General features: G+C 64.3%; 19 protein-coding genes. 10 read left to right on the top strand and 9 right to left on the bottom strand.

Annotated features, from left to right (window positions below; all coding sequences use genetic code 11):
- The 3 genes from ACTS1X_RS04920 to ACTS1X_RS04930 form a co-directional block, all read right to left on the bottom strand.
- Complete coding sequence (locus ACTS1X_RS04920; RefSeq protein WP_442613267.1) at positions 1-321, bottom strand: heavy metal-binding domain-containing protein; 321 nt, start codon at positions 319-321, stop codon at positions 1-3.
- A gap of 85 nt (positions 322-406) precedes the next feature.
- The gene (locus ACTS1X_RS04925) at positions 407-649 is read right to left on the bottom strand and encodes a DUF2312 domain-containing protein (RefSeq protein ID WP_442613268.1); all 243 of its coding nucleotides are present in this window, start codon (positions 647-649) and stop codon (positions 407-409) included.
- 62 nt (positions 650-711) lie between these two features.
- Entirely contained in the window at positions 712-1,026 is a 315-nt protein-coding gene (locus ACTS1X_RS04930) for a DUF1244 domain-containing protein (RefSeq protein ID WP_442613269.1), read from the bottom strand.
- Positions 1,027-1,105: 79 nt separating this feature from the next.
- Between ACTS1X_RS04930 and pyk the strand changes: the two genes are divergently transcribed.
- A complete protein-coding gene (gene pyk, locus ACTS1X_RS04935; RefSeq protein WP_442613270.1) occupies positions 1,106-2,584 on the top strand; it encodes a pyruvate kinase in 1,479 nt (492 codons plus the stop codon).
- A 15-nt stretch (positions 2,585-2,599) separates the two neighbouring features.
- Here the strand turns inward: pyk and ACTS1X_RS04940 are convergent, their stop codons facing one another.
- Together ACTS1X_RS04940 and ykgO are read right to left on the bottom strand one after the other, a co-directional pair.
- The gene (locus tag ACTS1X_RS04940) at positions 2,600-3,208 is read right to left on the bottom strand and encodes an HAD family hydrolase (protein WP_442613271.1); all 609 of its coding nucleotides are present in this window, start codon (positions 3,206-3,208) and stop codon (positions 2,600-2,602) included.
- A complete protein-coding gene (gene ykgO, locus ACTS1X_RS04945; protein WP_116236560.1) occupies positions 3,208-3,333 on the bottom strand; it encodes a type B 50S ribosomal protein L36 in 126 nt (41 codons plus the stop codon). Before ykgO ends, ACTS1X_RS04940 begins: the two co-directional genes overlap by 1 nt.
- A gap of 112 nt (positions 3,334-3,445) precedes the next feature.
- Here ykgO and ACTS1X_RS04950 point away from each other — a divergent pair, with 112 nt between their 5' ends.
- A complete protein-coding gene (locus tag ACTS1X_RS04950; protein ID WP_442613272.1) occupies positions 3,446-4,186 on the top strand; it encodes a metallophosphoesterase in 741 nt (246 codons plus the stop codon).
- Positions 4,187-4,198: 12 nt separating this feature from the next.
- A complete protein-coding gene (locus ACTS1X_RS04955) occupies positions 4,199-5,200 on the top strand; it encodes a YncE family protein (RefSeq protein ID WP_442613273.1) in 1,002 nt (333 codons plus the stop codon).
- On the opposite strand, the gene galE is transcribed toward ACTS1X_RS04955, so the two are convergent.
- Entirely contained in the window at positions 5,197-6,195 is a 999-nt protein-coding gene (galE, locus tag ACTS1X_RS04960; RefSeq protein ID WP_442613284.1) for a UDP-glucose 4-epimerase GalE, read from the bottom strand. The genes ACTS1X_RS04955 and galE overlap by 4 nt on opposite strands.
- Positions 6,196-6,296: 101 nt before the next feature.
- Here galE and ACTS1X_RS04965 point away from each other — a divergent pair, with 101 nt between their 5' ends.
- The 3 genes from ACTS1X_RS04965 to ACTS1X_RS04975 all read left to right on the top strand — a co-directional run bounded on the left by ACTS1X_RS04965 (position 6,297) and on the right by ACTS1X_RS04975 (position 9,475).
- Positions 6,297-6,887, top strand: a complete 591-nt coding sequence (locus tag ACTS1X_RS04965) for a DUF4136 domain-containing protein (protein WP_442613274.1) — start codon at positions 6,297-6,299, stop codon at positions 6,885-6,887.
- The gene (locus ACTS1X_RS04970) at positions 6,884-8,008 is read left to right on the top strand and encodes a M14 family metallopeptidase (RefSeq protein ID WP_442613275.1); all 1,125 of its coding nucleotides are present in this window, start codon (positions 6,884-6,886) and stop codon (positions 8,006-8,008) included. Before ACTS1X_RS04965 ends, ACTS1X_RS04970 begins: the two co-directional genes overlap by 4 nt.
- A gap of 87 nt (positions 8,009-8,095) precedes the next feature.
- On the top strand, positions 8,096-9,475 hold the full coding sequence (locus tag ACTS1X_RS04975; protein ID WP_442613276.1) for a hypothetical protein: 1,380 nt from the start codon (positions 8,096-8,098) through the stop codon (positions 9,473-9,475).
- On the opposite strand, the gene ACTS1X_RS04980 is transcribed toward ACTS1X_RS04975, so the two are convergent.
- Complete coding sequence (locus ACTS1X_RS04980) at positions 9,476-10,195, bottom strand: dienelactone hydrolase family protein (RefSeq protein WP_442613277.1); 720 nt, start codon at positions 10,193-10,195, stop codon at positions 9,476-9,478.
- A gap of 82 nt (positions 10,196-10,277) precedes the next feature.
- On the opposite strand from ACTS1X_RS04980, the gene gpmA reads away from it, so the two are divergent.
- The 3 genes from gpmA (at position 10,278) to ACTS1X_RS04995 (ending at position 12,607) form a co-directional block, all read left to right on the top strand.
- A complete protein-coding gene (gene gpmA, locus ACTS1X_RS04985; protein ID WP_442613278.1) occupies positions 10,278-10,964 on the top strand; it encodes a 2,3-diphosphoglycerate-dependent phosphoglycerate mutase in 687 nt (228 codons plus the stop codon).
- A 78-nt stretch (positions 10,965-11,042) separates the two neighbouring features.
- Positions 11,043-11,531 (top strand): 5-(carboxyamino)imidazole ribonucleotide mutase, encoded by a 489-nt coding sequence (gene purE / locus ACTS1X_RS04990; RefSeq protein ID WP_442613279.1) that lies wholly within the window; start codon positions 11,043-11,045, stop codon positions 11,529-11,531.
- Entirely contained in the window at positions 11,528-12,607 is a 1,080-nt protein-coding gene (locus ACTS1X_RS04995) for a 5-(carboxyamino)imidazole ribonucleotide synthase (protein ID WP_442613280.1), read from the top strand. Before purE ends, ACTS1X_RS04995 begins: the two co-directional genes overlap by 4 nt.
- 21 nt (positions 12,608-12,628) lie before the next feature.
- Here the strand turns inward: ACTS1X_RS04995 and ACTS1X_RS05000 are convergent, their stop codons facing one another.
- On the bottom strand, positions 12,629-12,931 hold the full coding sequence (locus ACTS1X_RS05000) for a hypothetical protein (RefSeq protein WP_176869804.1): 303 nt from the start codon (positions 12,929-12,931) through the stop codon (positions 12,629-12,631).
- Positions 12,932-12,959: 28 nt separating this feature from the next.
- A complete protein-coding gene (locus ACTS1X_RS05005; RefSeq protein WP_442613281.1) occupies positions 12,960-15,842 on the bottom strand; it encodes a M16 family metallopeptidase in 2,883 nt (960 codons plus the stop codon).
- A gap of 178 nt (positions 15,843-16,020) precedes the next feature.
- Here ACTS1X_RS05005 and ACTS1X_RS05010 point away from each other — a divergent pair.
- A partial coding sequence (locus ACTS1X_RS05010) for a Clp protease N-terminal domain-containing protein (protein ID WP_442613282.1) occupies positions 16,021-16,878 on the top strand: 858 nt, incomplete at its 3' end.

The following is a 16,878-nucleotide window of genomic DNA, read 5'->3' on the forward strand; positions in this document are numbered from 1 at the left end:
TCAACCGAGCTTGACGGCCGTTCCGGAGACCGAGACCATCAGCATCGAACCCGTCTCCCCGATCACCTCATAGTCGAGATCGACCCCGACCACCGCATCGGCGCCGGCATCCTCGGCTTCATGTTCGAGATCGGCGAAGGCCTCGCGCCGCGCGGTTTTCAGCGCCTTCTCATAGGCGCCGGCGCGGCCGCCGACGATATCGCGCACCTTGGCGAACATGTCGGAAAAAATGTTGGCGCCGATGATTGCCTCGCCGGTCACCACGCCGCAATAGCGGGTGATCGGCCGGCCTTCGATTTGCGGTGTCGTCGTGATGATCATGCCCGGTTCCTCTTCGCTGCTCGGCAGCAGCCTTAGCGGATCGGCCGGGAGATTTCATCCTCCATTCGCCAGGTCGTTCCGCTGCTCACTCCATGCCGAGCGCGGATTTATAGGTTTCGAGCAGATCGTCCTGCTCGCGCCGGTCATGCGTGTCCATCTTCCGGAGACTGACGACCTTGCGCATGATCTTGGGATCGTACCCGACGGCCTTGGCCTCGGCGTAGACATCCCTGATATCGTCGGCGATACCCTTCTTTTCTTCCTCGAGCCGCTCGATCCGCTCGATCAGAAGCCTGAGCCTGTCCGCCTGTACTGCGCCGTCCGCCATGATGCCTGTCTTTCTGCTTGGATTGGGAAAGCGCGAGGCTCTAGGCGAGCGCGCGAAAAGCCTCAAGCATTCTTCGCAAGGCTGTCCTTCATCCGCTGCAATTGTTCGGGCGTCGCCTCGCCCTGGTAGCGATCCTTCCATTCGCCATAGGACATGCCGTAGATCGCCGCGCGCGCCGCGTCCTTCGACAGTTCGGTTCCGCGCTCGGCCGACGCCTCGGCGATCCAGTCGGACAGGCAGTTGCGGCAGAAGCCGGCGAGCCCCATCAGATCGATATTCTCCGCATCGGTGCGGTGCCGCAGATGGGCGACGAGCCGGCGAAAGGCGGCGGCGGCCGCGGCATCGTCGATATCGGGCATGATCGTTTCGTCGGACATTGATAAGGTTCCTCACAGTTGTACTGTCACGATAAGGCTATAGAGCCCCAACGGTAAGTCCAGTCAGCCGGGAGTCCCCGTGGTTTCAGACACAGCCCCGCGCCAGCGCAAGGTGCGCATTCTCGCAACGCTCGGCCCGTCCAGCGCCGATCCGGCGATGATCCGCAAACTCTATCTCGCCGGCGCCGACGCCTTCCGGATCAATATGAGCCATGGCAGCCATGACGATCACAAACAGGTGATCGCGGCGATCCGGACGCTCGAAAAGGAAGCCCGGCGGCCGATGACGATCCTGGCCGATCTGCAGGGCCCCAAATTGCGCGTCGGCGCGTTCGCGGACGGACTCGTCCAGCTCGAAACCGATGCGCGGTTCACGCTCGATCGCGACGACAGCCCCGGCGACGCCAGCCGCGTATCCCTGCCGCATCCCGAGATTTTCGAGGCGATCGAGGACGGCGCGCGCCTGCTGCTCGACGATGGCAAGATCGTGTTGCGCGTGACCGATGCCGGGGCCGACCGGATCGAAACCGTCGTCGAGGTCGGCGGGCCGCTATCGAACAACAAGGGCCTCAACGTCCCCGACGTCATCATCCCGATGGCCGCGCTGACCGACAAGGATCGCAGCGACCTGACCTTCGCGCTCGATCAGGGTGCGGACTGGATCGCGCTGTCCTTCGTCCAGAAGCCCGAAGACGCCGCCGAAGCGCGCAAGCTGATCCAGGGGCGGGCGGCCCTGCTCGCCAAGATCGAAAAGCCCTCGGCCGTCCGCCGGATCGACGAGATACTAGAGGCGGTGGATGCGGTGATGGTCGCGCGCGGCGATCTCGGCGTCGAGATACCGCCCGAAGACGTTCCGCCGCTGCAGAAGCAGATCGTCGACAAGGCGCGAAAGCTGGGGCGTCCGGTCGTCGTCGCGACGCAGATGCTGGAATCGATGATCCGGTCGCCGACGCCGACCCGGGCCGAGGTCTCCGACGTGGCGACGGCTGTCTATGACGGCGCCGATGCGATCATGCTGTCCGCCGAAAGCGCGGCCGGCGACTGGCCGGAAGAGTCGGTAACGATGATGGACAAGATCGCGACCGCGGTCGAAGCCGATCCGACCCACTGGGAGCGCGTGCATTTCACCGAAACGCTGCCTGATTCGACGAGCGCCGACGCGCTGGCCGAGGCATCGAACGGCATCGCCCAGACGGTTTCGGCGAGCGCGATCATCTGCTTCACGACGTCGGGTTCGACCGCGCGCCGGGTTTCACGCGAACGCCCATCGGTGCCGCTGCTGGTGCTGACCCCCAAGCTCAAGACCGCACGCCGACTGGGCCTGTTATGGGGCGCGCATTCGGTGCACACGCGCGACGTCGCCAATTTCGAGGAGATGGTCGCCAAGTCGAAGCGCATGGCGCTGCGCGCGCGGATCGCCGAGGGTGGAGACCGGGTCATCGTGATGGCCGGCGTTCCGTTCGGAACGCCCGGCTCCACCAACGTCCTGCACATCGTGCGCCTTATCGGCGACGAACTGAAACGCCATACGAAAGAAGCGATCGCGAGCGACGATTAGCGCGACGGACCGAAGTCAACCGAGCAGGCCATGATCCCGCAGACTGGCCGCCAGCGTCTCGGCATCGCGGAAATGATGGCCGGCAAATCCCTCGGCCTCGGCGCTGCGGATATTCTCTTCCCGGTCGTCGATGAACAGCCCCGTGCCCGGCGCGAGGCCGAACCGGGCCAATGCGAGGCGATAGATGGCCGGATCGGGCTTGATCAGCTTTTCCTCGCCGGAGATCACGATGTCCGCGAAATGGTCGATCACCGGCGCGGTCGGGCGGAACAGGTTCCAGAACTCGACGCCGAAATTGGTGATCGCGAACAGGGGAACACCGCGGTCCGCCAGTCGCTCGACCAGGGCATGCACGCCCGGCACCGGCCCGGGAATAGTCTCGAGCCAGCGATCGACATAGGCCTGGATCAGGTCCGCATGGTCGGGGAATTCGGCGCTGCGCTCGGCGACCATGGCCGCCAGCGGGCGACCGGCGTCATGCTGGACGTGCCAGTCCAGGGTCACGACATTGTCGAGAAACCAGTCCCGCTCCTGCGGGTCGGGGATCAGCTTTTCGAAGAGAAACCGGGGATCCCAGCGATACAACACATTGCCGACGTCGAAGACGACAGCATCCACGGTCATTAGCCCTGACGCGCTTTGAACCTGCGATTGGTCTTGTTGATCACATAGGTGCGGCCGCGGCGACGAATCACGCGGTTGTCGCGATGCCGGCCCTTGAGCGATTTCAGTGAATTACGGACTTTCATGGCGCTGCAGCGGCCTTCTGCTATCTCGGTTGTCGGAAACGAAGTGCGCACCTATGGTCGAACGGCCCGAAAGTCAAGCATGTGCGGGCGTCGAAACCCCACGGAGTTTCCGGTGAAATCACCGTTTCGCAACAGAAATCGAAGTGCCCTGCCGAGCGGCGAAAGGCTCTATGCGATCGGCGACATCCATGGCCGGTTCGACCTGTTCGAAACGCTGCTCGGCAAGATCGAGGCCGACAATGCCGATCGCGGCCCCGCCGACACGACCATCATCCTGCTCGGCGACCTGATCGATCGCGGTCCCGAATCGGCAGCCGTGGTCGAACATGCCCGATCCTGGAGCGCCGGGTTCGCCGCCATGGAGGTATTGCTCGGCAATCACGAAGCATCGTTGCTGGCCGTGCTCGAGGGCGAAACCCGCTGGCTCGACAGCTGGCTCGGCTATGGCGGCCGCGAAACGCTGGCGAGCTACGGCGTTCCCGCCGACATGCTGGATATCGCCGAGAGCGCCGAGATCGCGCACGCCGTGCGGTCGCACATCCCGGAAAGCCATGCAGCGTGGCTGAAAGCCCGCCCGCTGTCTCTGCGCCGCGGCGACTATCTGTTCGCCCATGCCGGGATCCGGCCGGGCCGCGATCTGGACGCGCAGGACGCCAAGGACCTGTTGTGGATCCGGTCCGAATTCCTCGACAGCGAGGCGGATCACGGCGCGGTCATCGTCCACGGCCATTCGATCGCGCCGCAGCCCGAGACGCGCCACAACCGGATCGGCATCGACACCGGCGCCTATTTCAGCGACACTCTGACCGCGCTCTGCCTCGAAGGTCGCGAGCGCCGGTTCATTCAAAGCTGAGAGAGGCGCGCCATGAAACTCTTCGTCCCGCTTTTTCTGGTCCTCATAGCCTGCGGCCCGGCAGCCGGAAGCACCAGCTTCGATGCCGCAGCGCCGATCGCCGGCGACGTTCTGATTACCGGCAACAAGGGCGAGGACACGATCAGCCTCATAGATCTGGACACGGGCACCGAACATGCGCGGCTCGAGACCGGGCACCAGCCGCACGAAATCGCGATCTCGCCGGACGGCGCGCGCGCCGCGGTCGTCGCCTATGGCGGCACGACGATCGATATCATCGACGTGGCCGGCGCGCGCCGGGTCGACCGGATCGACCTCGCGCCCAACCGCCGGCCGCACGGCCTGCTCTGGCTGCCCGACAACCGGTTGGTCGCGACGACCGAAGGCAGCGACAGCCTGACCATCGTCGACATGGCGGACCGCTCCGTGACGGCCATCGCGACCGGACAGGAGGGATCGCACATGGTCGCCGTCAGCGTGGACCTCGCCCGGGCCTATGTCTCCAACATGGGCAGCGGTACGGTCAGCGTCATCGATCTCACGGCCGGCGCGAAGCTGCGCGATCTGCCCGCCGGCGACACCCCCGAGGGCATCGCATTGTCGCCCGACGGGGCGACGCTCTGGGTCGCCGATCGCGACAATGCGCTGCTGTTTGCCTTCGATACGACGAGCTTCGAGCGCATCGCGGAGATCGGAGTCGGCAATTTCCCGATCCGCGTCGCCGTCAGCCCCGATGGCGCGACGGTCGTGACGTCCGACTATGCGGACGGCAGCCTGACCCTCGTCGATGCCGAAAGTCGCGCGGTCAGCCGGACCATTACCGTATCGGGCAGCGTCGACGCCGCGCAGGTCACCATCCTCTTCTCGGCCGACGGGAGAACGGTGTACGTCGCCGAGACCGGCCGCAACCAGATCGCCGCGGTCGATTTCGACAGCGGCGAGGTGATCCGGCGCTACGATGCGGGCGAGGATAGCGACGGGCTCGCGGTGACGACGATCGGCGGCACCGACTAGACGCGCTCGCCGAGGCGCCTTTCCCAGGCCAGGGCATCGGCGACGATCCCGTCGAGATCGGCGTGTCGCGGACGCCAGGGAAGTGCTGAAAGGATCGCGCTGTTGTCGGCGATCAGGGCGTCCGGATCGCCGGCGCGGCGCGGCTCCATCGATCGGTTGAGTGTGACTCCCGCCACCCGGTCGACGCTGTCGAGCACTTCGAGCACCGAAAATCCCGAGCCGTAGCCGCAGTTGAGGATATGGCTTTCGTCCGGCGCGGCGATAAGCTTTTCCAGCGCATGGATATGCGCCGCGGCGAGATCGGTGACATGGATATAGTCGCGCACGCCCGTGCCGTCCGCCGTGTCGTAATCGGTCCCGAACACGGCCACCCCGTCGCGCTTGCCCAGCGCCGCTTCGACCGCGACCTTGATCAGATGCGTCGCGCCCGCCGTCGACTGGCCGGACCGTCCCTCGGGATCGGCGCCGGCGACGTTGAAATAGCGCAACGCGCAATAGTTGAGCGGGTGCGCCGCCGCGGTATCGCGCAGCATCCATTCGGTCATCAGTTTCGACCGGCCATAGGGATTGATCGGATGGGCCGGCATCGTTTCCGTGACCGGTATCGTATCGGGGATGCCATAGGTCGCGGCGGTCGAGGAAAAGAGGAAATGCGGCACTCCGTTCGCAACCGCGGTTTCTATCAACACCCTGCTCTTCGCCGTATTGTTGTCATAATATTTGAGCGGATTTTCGACTGACTCCGGCACCACCACCGAGCCGGCGAAATGCATCACGGCCCGGATGTCGTGGTCGCCGATCAGTTTGGCGACGAGGGCCGCATCGGCGATATCGCCCTCGGCGAAAGTCGCGCCGTCCGGAACGGCCCAACGAAAACCGGTCACGAGATTGTCGAGCACCACGACCGGCCAACCCGCGTCGAGCAGCGCCAGGGCGGCGTGGCTGCCGATATAGCCCGCGCCTCCGGTGACCAGAATCGCCGGTTTCTCGCTTATTCCCGCTTCCTTCACCGCCACCTGACTCCCTTTTGCAGCCTTTTCGTGTCACAATCGTTGAACGGTCTATAGCGCCCCGTTCCGCGATATGGAGACAGTTGATGAAAAAGAGTTTCGCCCGCACAGCCGCCCTAGCGGCGCTCGCCCTCGTGGCCGCCTGTGCGACGCCATCGCAGCGCGGCACCGAAGTCACCCGCTTCCATCTCGGCCAGGCGATCCCGGCCCAGGCCATCAATGTCGAGCCGGCCGATCCGGAACGCGCGGACAGTCTCGAGTTCCGCCAATATGCCGCGATCGTGGCGCAGCAGCTGGCGACGATCGGCTTCACCGAAACCAGCTTGGAAGAGGCGGAGATGATCGCGGTGATGAATGTCGAGCGCGGGACGCGGGCCGAAGTCGCCCGGCGTTCTCCCTTTACGATCGGTATCGGCGGGGGATCGTTCGGCCGCCGGACGGGCGTCGGCGTGGGCACGAGTTTCGGCGTGGGCGGTTCGCGCGGCGGCGAGGTCGATGTCACCGAGCTCTCGGTTGCGCTCAAGCGCCGGTCGGAGGGCACGATCGTCTGGGAAGGCACGGCGACCCGGGCCACCGAGCCCGGCGCGGAAAGCCCGGCAACGATTGTCGAAATGCTCGCAGCCGCCCTGTTTCAAGGCTTCCCAGGCGAGTCCGGCCGCACTATCACGGTTGAATGACAGTCAGCATCACGAGCGCCTTTGACGGCGGCAATATCGCAGTCCTTTCAACCTCCGGCAGCACCGCGGAACTGGAAATCGTCAAGGACCACCAGTCCGATTTCTATCAATGGTTCTATTTTCGCGTCACGGGCTGCGCCGGCGCAGACCTGGTGCTGACGATCGGCAATGCCGGCGACAGCGCCTATCCGCAGGGCTGGGAGAACTACCAGGCACGCGTATCGGCCGATCGCGAGCAATGGCGTCTCGCCGATACCAGCTATGCCGACGGCAAGCTCGTGATCCGTCACACGGCGGAGGCGAACAGCCTCTGGTTCGCCTATTTCGCCCCCTACACGATGGAGCGCCATTACGATCTGGTATCCGAGATCGCCGGGCGAGACGGGGTGAGCCACTCCTCGCTCGGGCGGACGCTCGACGGGCGCGAGCTCGACTATTTCACGATCGGCACCGGCGATCTTTCCATTTGGCTCTACGCCCGTCAGCATCCTGGCGAGACGATGGCCGAATGGTGGATGGAGGGCGCGCTCGACCGGCTGACCGATCCAGCGGACCCGGTCGCGCGGGTCCTGCGTGAAAAGGCGACCTTCCATATCGTTCCCAATATGAATCCCGACGGATCGGCCCGCGGCCATCTGCGCACGAATGCTGTCGGCACCAACCTCAATCGCGAATGGCATCAGCCGACGCCGGAAAAGAGCCCGGAAGTCCTATGGGTGCTGAACCATATGGACAAGACGGGCGTCGATTTCGCGATGGACGTGCATGGCGACGAAGCCATCCCCGCCAATTTCATCGCCGGGTTCGAGGGCATTCCCAGCTGGACCGAGCGGCAGGGCAAGCTCTACGACGCCTATCTCGCCGCGCTGCTCAGGGCCTCGCCCGATTTCCAGACCAAGCTGGGCTACCCGGTCGCCAAGCCGCGCAAGGGCAATCTCTCCATGTCGACCAACCAGGTCGCCGAGCGGTTCGGTTGCGTCGCGATGACGCTCGAAATGCCATTCAAGGACAATCACGAACTGCCGGACTCGGAATTCGGCTGGTCGCCCGAACGCTGCGCGCTGCTGGGACGCGCCTGCCTGTCGGCGCTGGCGGACATGATCGATCATGTGGAGCGCTGAAATTGCCGTCCGTTTAAGTCCATATTCGACCAGACTATAGCTGGACGATGTCGGCCTGCGCATTGATCATGGGTGTAGGAACCACTCATGACCGACGATGGCCATCCCGAGACAATGACTGAGCCGCCCGAATCGGCAAAGGCGGAAACGGCTCGGCATTCCTATTATGTCGGTGCTCTCCTCTGCGTCGTCGCCTACTTCCTGTTCCTCTTCGCTATCCACGCGCTATTCGGTATCGAAGAGCCCGGAGGAGACGTGGCGGCGGCGCATGGTGGCGTCACACGATCGGGCGGCTTTTGGTGGTCGATCATCGTTGCATTGGTCATAATCTGCGGACTCTTTTGGCTCCTCCACGCTCCCGTGCCGATCGGAGGCCGGGATATCGTTCAGCGGCTCGAGGAAAAGTCTCCTGCCTTGGTGCTCGCGCTGTTCGTCCCCTTGGTCGCGATTGTCCTGATTGCCGCAATCTTTCTTGTTGACAGGCAGGCCCCCGAACCGGCGCCTGCAAGCGTCTATGCGTTGGCGCTGCCGATCGCCGACGCACCGACCGACGACCCTGTTAGCGGGGAGGAGAGTACGGCGACGGCAAACAATGTCGCGACGCTGTTTTGGCGCGTGGACCCAATGCTAGCGCCGCCTGACAGCGGTGTCTTCAAAATGCTGCTGGCCGCTTTCCTCATTCTGTTGCTCGGCCTGTTTTATCCACGCCTCGACAGCGACCGCGACGACGTCAAAACGATGTTCCAGAAGATCGTGCTACCCGCATTCGGCCTGTTTACCTTCGGCGTGGGCGCAGCCGAGAATGCCGAGGCCCAGCAAACCCGCCAAAACATCGAACTGATCGAACGCGCCTTGCCGCCAGTGGCCGGCGGCGACGACCCGCCTCTACCTTTTCACTATATCGATGCGCGCAGGCTGACACCGGTCGACCTGCGGCGGATCGAAACGGCGCTCAACGAGTTGGCGAAAGACCTGCCTCGCACCGAAGACCTAGTAACGAGAATTCAACTCGACAACACCATCCAGCAATTGCGTTCAGGACTGCGGAACGACGGTCTGCGATTGACCAATCTCAACATGGAAAACAATGTCGCTCTCAACCAGCAACTGGTGGACAGCTTGAACGAAAATGCCGACGCGATCGATCAGCTCGTCTCGCACATTGCCCAAATTGAAGGAGATAGCGCGAGCCTTTTCCCCGCTATAGCAAGGCGATTTAATCAGCTCAGCAGTGAGCAGAAAGTCACCGCCTGCATCTTGGCAAATCACTTTCATGAACTGACAGCGTCGACGCGGCACGCCGTTACCCATGCTGATCGACGGGCAGAGCGCGATTTTTTTAGCAGAGTCTGGATCGGATTGATTGGCGAAGATCGGAGCGACAATTACGAAGCTCGCAAGGCGGAGTCGGGACGGGCTGCCGGGGAGATCAACCAAATGTGTGATGACGGCGGTATTGCGAGCTAATCAAAACAGCTCTTCTAGAAAATCGGCCATCGCCCGCCAGCTCCGGCGGTCGGCATCGGACTGATAGACCACGCCGCGCTCGGGCATATTCGCGCTCTTGTCGGTGAAACCATGGCCGGTATGCCCATAGGCGTGAAGCTGCCAGTCGACGCCGGCGTCAGTCAGTTCCGCGGCCAGCGCCAAGACCGAATCTGGCGGCGCCAGCGGGTCGTCCCAGCCATGGCAGACGAGGATCTTCGCCGTCATGTCGTCCGCATTGGGAAAGGGCGGCGCGTCGTAGATACCGTGAAAGCTGACGACGCCACGAACGCGTGCGCCGCTGCGCGCAAGATCGAGAACCGACTTGCCGCCGAAGCAATAGCCGATGGCCGCGATCCGATCCGGATCGACAGCGTCGAGCGCCTGCATCGCCGCCAGCGACGCACGCAGCTTGTCGCGCAACAGCGCCCGATCGGCGTTCAGCGCGTCCATGAAGCGGGTTGGGGATTTGTCTTCGCGGGTCGCGCGATTTCCTTGGCCATACAGGTCCGCGACGAAAGCCGCATAGCCGAGCGCCGCGATCCGTTCCGCGGTCCGAAAGTCGGCCTCCTTCGTCCCCAGCACGTTCGGCACGACCATGACGCCCGGTCGCGGACCGTCCCACGCGGTATCGGCGACCGCCATTCCCTCGAACGGCCCGCCCGGCCCGTCATAGACAGTCACATTGCGTTCTATCGTCATGGAGACCCTCCCCTTCGCGCGCTGCTGTTGTATCGCGGGACAAGGGCGTTAAGGAAAGCGCCAATCGTCAGAGGAGTTCCCCATGCCCCAGCTCGTCCTTGTCCGGCACGGCCAGTCCCAATGGAATCTCGAAAACCGGTTCACCGGCTGGTGGGATGTCGACCTGACCGAGAAGGGCGTCGCCGAAGCGAAGGCCGCGGGTGCCCTGATGCGCGACAAGGGGATCGATCACGATCTGTGCTTCACCAGTTTCCAGACCCGGGCGATTCGCACGCTCCATCTCGCGCAGGCGGAAATGGACCGGCTCTGGCTGCCGGTCGAGAAGCATTGGCGGCTTAACGAGCGCCATTATGGCGGTCTGACCGGACTCAACAAACAGGAGATGCGCGACAGGCATGGCGACGAGCAGGTCCATATCTGGCGGCGCAGCTTCGATACGCCACCGCCGCCGATGGAGGATGGCAGCGAGTACGACCTGAGCAGGGACCGGCGCTATGATGGCGTGGATGTACCCAAGAGCGAGAGCCTGAAGAACACGATCGAGCGGGTGCTGCCCTATTGGGAGGAGCGGATCGCGCCCGCGTTGCGCGAAGGCCAGCGCGTGCTGATCTCGGCCCATGGCAATTCGCTGCGCGCGCTCGTCAAGCATCTGTCCGAAATTCCCGACGACGAGATCACCGGGCTCGAAATCCCGACCGGCCAGCCGATCGTCTACGACCTCGCCGAGGATCTGAGCGCGCGCGACCGCTATTACCTGTCCGAACGCTGACTGTCCGGCGCCATTGCGCGGCGGCCGGCTTGGCACTAGAAGAAAGCGCTTCTTCTGGCTGAAAGCGCAGGACGAAGCATGACCGAAACGCCGCTGATCGGCATCATCATGGGCAGCCGTTCCGACTGGGAAACGATGCGCCATGGCGCCGAAATCCTGACCGAGCTGGGAATCGCGCACGAGTGCAAGGTGGTGTCCGCGCATCGCACCCCGGACCGGCTCTACGACTATGCAAAATCCGCGGCCGGTCGCGGCCTCAAGACGATCATCGCGGGCGCGGGCGGCGCCGCGCATCTGCCGGGGATGGCCGCCTCGATGACGCGGCTGCCGGTGCTGGGCGTTCCGGTCGAATCCAAGGCGCTCAAGGGCATGGACAGCCTGTTGTCGATCGCGCAGATGCCCGCCGGTATTCCGGTCGGCACGCTGGCCATCGGCATTGCCGGAGCCAAGAACGCCGCGCTGCTCGCGGCCGCGATTATCGCGACCCAGGATGGAGCGGTTGCCGCGCGGCTCGACGAGTGGCGGCAGTCGCAGACCGATGCCGTCGGTGAAGACCCCCGGACATGAATGCCAAGACGGGGCCACTCGCGCCCGGCTCGACGATCGGCATGATCGGCGGCGGCCAGCTCGGCCGGATGCTGAGCATGGCGGCGGCGCAACTCGGCTATCGCTGCCATATCTACGCGCCCGAGGAGGCACCCTGCGCCGCGGACGTCGCGGTGCGTCACATTCGGGGCGACTATGCGGACGACGGAGCGCTCCGCGACTTTGCGCAACAAGTCGATGTCGTGACATACGAATTCGAGAATGTGCCCGCCGGTCCGTTGCGCGGCTTGGCCGATCTCGTGCCCGTGCACCCCAATGTCGACGCGCTCGAACTGGCGCAGGACCGGCTGTCGGAGAAGGACTATGTCGTCGGCCATGGCGGCCGGCCGGCCCATTATCGCGCCGTTTCCTCGCTGGACGAGTTACGGGAAAGCCTCGGGGAGATCGGAACGCCGGCGATCCTCAAGACCCGGCGTTTCGGCTATGACGGCAAAGGACAGGTGCGGATAAAAGACGCCGGCGAAGCGGATCGGGCGTGGACCGAGATCGGCGAGCAGCCCTCCGTACTTGAGGCCCATGTCCGGTTCGACAAGGAATTTTCGATCCTGATCGTGCGCGCGCAGGATGGCGCGACGCGAATCTGGGATGCGCCGGAGAACCGGCATGAAGACGGTATATTGGCGCGGTCGATCGCGCCGGGCGGCGGCATCGTCGCCGAGCAGAAGGCGGCGGCCGGCGATCTGGCGCGCAATATCGCCGACGCGCTGGGCTATGTGGGCGTACTGACCTGCGAATTCTTCGCCAGCGCGGAGGGGCCGGTCTTCAACGAAATGGCGCCGCGCGTCCACAACAGCGGCCATTGGACGATCGAAGGTGCCGCGACCTCGCAATTCGAAAATCATATCCGCGCTGTCTGCGGCCTGCCGCTCGGCGATACCTCGCTGACCTCCGAGCGCGTCGAAATGCACAACCTGATCGGCGAGGCGGCCGAAGACTGGCCGCGATGGCTGGAAACAGACCGGGCGCACCTCCACCTTTACGGAAAAGGGGAAGCGCGCCCGGGCCGAAAAATGGGGCATGTTACGCAGCTCTTCTGAAGCCGCGCATGCCGAGGGCGGTTAGCCGGTCTTGGTGGCCGTGAACGGCATTTCGCCGAAAGCGCCGGCCTTGATATTGCCGGCCATCTTGTCGCCTTCGACGGTCGCGGTGCCTTCGAGCGTCATCGGCATCGGAACGGTGATGTCCATCTTCCAGGTGAAGGTATCGCCGTCGACCTTGCCTTCCTGCACGTCGGCCGAACCCGTGGCGCCGGCATTGGTACCGGTGACGGTGTCGCCTTCCTGATTCAGCGTCATCGTCGATTTCTGCTCGCCCATCGGCGAGTTCACGACCGAGTCCCAGGTTCCGGTTACGTCCGTCATAGCAATTCCTTCCTTACAGTGATGTCAGTTATTCGGTCCCGACTGTTTCCACAGGCAGGCCCAGTGCGTCAAGCTGTTCCCGGACTTGCGCCGCGTCGCCGACAACGACCCATGTAAAGGCAGCCGGATCGATTGTCTCGCGCGCCGTAGAGTCAAGCTGCGCCCGGTCGAGCGAGCGATACATTTGGGCGATTCCGTCGTAATAATCGTCGGACCGTTCGTAGAGCATGTTGCGGGACATGCCGCCGATAATGGCGCCCGACGTCTCGAAGCTGCCCGCCAGACTCCGAATGCTCCCCACGATGGCACGGTTGAATTCGACCGGCCGAATGCCGTCGGTGGTCAGGAATGTCCGCACCTGTTCCTGCAGCGCCGCGATCGAATCGCCCGTCCGGTCCGCCTGGACGGGCGCCCGGATCGTGTAGCTGACCGGTCCGGCAAAGCGATTGACCGAACCGCGCACGCCATAGGACCAGCCGCGGGTTTCCCGCAGGTCCATGTTGAGCCGCGAAAGAAAGCTCCCGCCCAGCGCTTCGTTGACGGTGAGCAGCGGCAGCAACTCGTCTGTGCCCCGAAGGTCGAGCACCTGCCCGCCATAGATGTAGGATTGCGGCGAGTTGGGCCGGTCGACGAGGATGATCCGCGGACTGGCGTCCGGGATCGGCGCGTCGATGGACTTGGCGCCCGCCGCGCCCTCGCCCGCCCAGTCGCCGAAGCGCGGTTCGAGCGCCGCGATCACCTCGTCCAGCGTCGAGTCGCCGACGACAAGGATGCTCAGCTTGTCAGGCCGGATCCACCGACGGTGGAAATCGAACAGGTCCTCGCGCGTGATCGCGCCCACCGATTCCGGCGTCCCGAGGCCGCTCAGCGGCCGGCCATAGGGGTGTTCCGTCCCGAAAAGCACGGGCCAGAGGTGGAGGCTGGCAAGGCTGGACGGCTGCGTACGCTCGGCCGCGATGGCCGCGAGCTGGGTCGCGCGCAGCCGCTCGATTTCCGACAGGGCGAAAGCGGGATTGCGGACGACATCGGCGAGCAGATCGAGGGACGGCCCATAGTTGGGTGCCAGGGCGAAGACGCCGATCGTCGTCCGATCGAGGCTGGCGGCAGAGCTGATCGCCGCGCCCAGCCGCTCCTGCGCTTCGGCGATCTGGATCGAACCGAGGCTCGTCGTGCCTTCCGGCATCAGCGCCAGCATCAGCGCCTGGGTGCCGAGCCGGTCGGCGCGATCGGCCGCATTGCCGGCATCGAAACTGAGTTGGGTAAGGATCGTCGGCACGGCGGTCTGGCGGACGAAACGGACTTCGACGCCATTGGACAGCATGCCGCGTTCGACCTCCGGAAAATCGAGATCTTCGGTCATGCCGACTTCGGGCCGGGGTACGCTCCGTGTCCCAAGCGAAGTGGCGCCGTTCTCCGCTACGGCATCGGCACCGGCTTCGCCGGGCTGGAAATAGAATGCCGGGCTGTGGAGACCGCCGCTGCGCTCGCCGGCGACCGAAGCCGCCTCTTCATATGCGCCGCGTTCGCCCGGATCGACGCGCAGCGCCAGCACCGGGCGCGTCAGCCATTGCTGCATGGCGGCGCGGACCGATTCGGGCGTCGCGGCCCCCAGCCGTTCCAGCTGCGTCCGGTAGAAGCCGGGATCGCCCGAATAGAGCTCGCCTGTCGCCAGCACGGTTGCCTTGCCCGTGAAACCGCCAACCTGCTCGAGCCCGGCGAGCCGGGCGGCGATGCGGCTCATGGCCAGCCGATTGACTTCGTCCTGGGTCGGGCCGTTGTCGATATAATCGGCGATCAGCCCATCGAGGCGCGCCGAAACCGCATCGGCGTCCGCGGTCGGCGCCACGTCGACCTGGACCTCGAACAGGCTGACATATTCGAACTGCTGGACGAAGGCGCGGACGGCCACGGCGGTCTGTTCGTCGCGGACCAGGATATTGTCGAGCCGCGAACTGGCGAGCCCGCCGAAGACGGCGGCGCCGACATCGAGATCGGTCGCTACCGGATCGTTGAGACCCGGCACCACCCAGGTCCGGTAGAGCCGTGTGGTGGCGACATTGTCCTGCATCACGATCTCGCGCCGTTCTTCAAGCGTCGGCACGCCGGGATCGACCTGCTCGGTCTCGGGTCCGCGCGGAATGTCGCCGAAATAGCGTTCGACCAGCGGCCGCGCCGTCGCGGCGTCGATGTCGCCGGCCAGCACGAGCACGGCATTGTTCGGGCCGTAATGGCGGCGGAACCATGCCTGCACGTCCGCCATGCTCGCCGCGTCGAGATCCGCCATCGAACCGATCGTAGAATGGCCATAGGGGTGACCGTCGGGGAACAGCGCGTCGATCTGCGCATAATCGACAAGGCCATAGGGCTGGTTGTCGCCCTGCCGTTTTTCGTTCTGGACAACCCCGCGTTGGTTATCGAGTTTTTCCTGCGTAACGGCGCCGAGCAGATGCCCCATCCGATCGGATTCGAGATAGAGCGCCAGTTCGAGCCCCTGGGTCGGCACCGTCTGGAAATAGTTGGTCCGGTCATACCAGGTCGTCCCGTTGAAATCGGTCGCGCCGATCTCGCGCAAGGGTTCGAAGAAATCGCCCGGGGCGTTTTCCGACCCGTTGAACATCAGATGCTCGAAGAGATGCGCAAAACCGGTCTGGCCCTCCGGTTCGTGCCGCGATCCGACATGATACCAGATCGAAACTGCGACCACCGGCGCCTTGCGATCCTCGTGCACGATAACGCGCAATCCATTGTCGAGCGTGAAACGTTCATAGGGAATCGCGACCCGGTCGACGAGATCGGCCGCCGTTACATTGGGCTGGGGACCCGCCGGCGAAGCGGCATGCTGATCGAACGCCTGGGCGGGCGAAACGAGAAAGGCGAGCGGCGCCAGGAATGCCAGCTTCAAGAAACGCATCGAATATCTCTCCCGGGAATTTCCACCTGACCATAGCGCGACGAAAAGCGCACGCAAGCGACGGTTGCGGTCGCTCGACGAACGCCTAAATCTATCGACAAAGACAATCCTTCGAGCGCCTTGTGTTGTATTTTTGCAACACTATATCGGGGTCGAGAAACGATACAGGGATGGAACGATGAATCTCGAGAAATTTACCGACCGCGCCAAGGGTTTCCTCCAGTCTGCCCAGACCGTGGCGATCCGCATGCATCACCAGCAGGTGACGGCCGAGCATCTGGCCAAGGCGCTGCTCGAAGACGAGCAGGGCATGGCGGCCGGCCTGATCGCGCGCGCTGGCGGCAGCGCCGAAGCGGCGATCCGCGAGATCGACGAGGCGCTGGCCAAAATACCGCAAGTCTCGGGCGGCGGCGCGCAACAGACGCCGCAGCTCGGCAACGATGCCGTGCGCGTACTCGACACCGCCGAACAGATCGCGACCAAGGCCGGCGACTCCTATGTCACTGTCGAACGCCTTCTTCTGGCGCTCGTCATGGCCAAGGGAACGCCGTCCGGAGACGCGTTCGACGCTGCCGGCGTCAAGCCCGAAGCGCTCAACAGCGCGATCAACGAACTGCGCGGCGGCCGGACGGCCGATACCGCCAGCGCCGAAGACCGCTACGACGCACTCAAGAAATTCGCCACCGACCTCACCGAGAGGGCGCGCGACGGCAAGATCGATCCGATCATCGGGCGCGACGAGGAAATCCGCCGCACGATCCAGATCCTGGCCCGGCGTACCAAGAACAATCCCGTGCTGATCGGCGAAGCCGGGGTGGGCAAGACGGCGATTGCCGAAGGCCTCGCGCTGCGCATCGCCAATGGCGATGTTCCCGACGGTCTGAAGAATCGCACCCTGCTCTCGCTCGACATGGGTTCGCTTATCGCCGGCGCCAAATATCGCGGCGAGTTCGAGGAGCGGCTGAAAGGCGTATTGGACGAGGTGAAGGGCGCGGAAGGCGAGATCATCCTGTTCATCGACGAGATGCACACGCTG

The organism is Parasphingopyxis sp., assembly GCF_052168275.1.
Lineage (GTDB): Bacteria > Pseudomonadota > Alphaproteobacteria > Sphingomonadales > Sphingomonadaceae > Parasphingopyxis.

Coding starts and splice junctions, on each gene's coding strand:
- ACTS1X_RS04920 (WP_442613267.1), bottom strand. CDS start 321: ATGATCATCACGACGACACCGCAAATCGAAGGCCGGCCGATCACCCGC.
- ACTS1X_RS04925 (WP_442613268.1), bottom strand. CDS start 649: ATGGCGGACGGCGCAGTACAGGCGGACAGGCTCAGGCTTCTGATCGAG.
- ACTS1X_RS04930 (WP_442613269.1), bottom strand. CDS start 1,026: ATGTCCGACGAAACGATCATGCCCGATATCGACGATGCCGCGGCCGCC.
- ACTS1X_RS04940 (WP_442613271.1), bottom strand. CDS start 3,208: ATGACCGTGGATGCTGTCGTCTTCGACGTCGGCAATGTGTTGTATCGC.
- ykgO (WP_116236560.1), bottom strand. CDS start 3,333: ATGAAAGTCCGTAATTCACTGAAATCGCTCAAGGGCCGGCATCGCGAC.
- ACTS1X_RS04955 (WP_442613273.1), top strand. CDS start 4,199: ATGAAACTCTTCGTCCCGCTTTTTCTGGTCCTCATAGCCTGCGGCCCG.
- ACTS1X_RS04965 (WP_442613274.1), top strand. CDS start 6,297: ATGAAAAAGAGTTTCGCCCGCACAGCCGCCCTAGCGGCGCTCGCCCTC.
- ACTS1X_RS04970 (WP_442613275.1), top strand. CDS start 6,884: ATGACAGTCAGCATCACGAGCGCCTTTGACGGCGGCAATATCGCAGTC.
- ACTS1X_RS04975 (WP_442613276.1), top strand. CDS start 8,096: ATGACCGACGATGGCCATCCCGAGACAATGACTGAGCCGCCCGAATCG.
- ACTS1X_RS04980 (WP_442613277.1), bottom strand. CDS start 10,195: ATGACGATAGAACGCAATGTGACTGTCTATGACGGGCCGGGCGGGCCG.
- gpmA (WP_442613278.1), top strand. CDS start 10,278: ATGCCCCAGCTCGTCCTTGTCCGGCACGGCCAGTCCCAATGGAATCTC.
- purE (WP_442613279.1), top strand. CDS start 11,043: ATGACCGAAACGCCGCTGATCGGCATCATCATGGGCAGCCGTTCCGAC.
- ACTS1X_RS04995 (WP_442613280.1), top strand. CDS start 11,528: ATGAATGCCAAGACGGGGCCACTCGCGCCCGGCTCGACGATCGGCATG.
- ACTS1X_RS05000 (WP_176869804.1), bottom strand. CDS start 12,931: ATGACGGACGTAACCGGAACCTGGGACTCGGTCGTGAACTCGCCGATG.
- ACTS1X_RS05005 (WP_442613281.1), bottom strand. CDS start 15,842: ATGCGTTTCTTGAAGCTGGCATTCCTGGCGCCGCTCGCCTTTCTCGTT.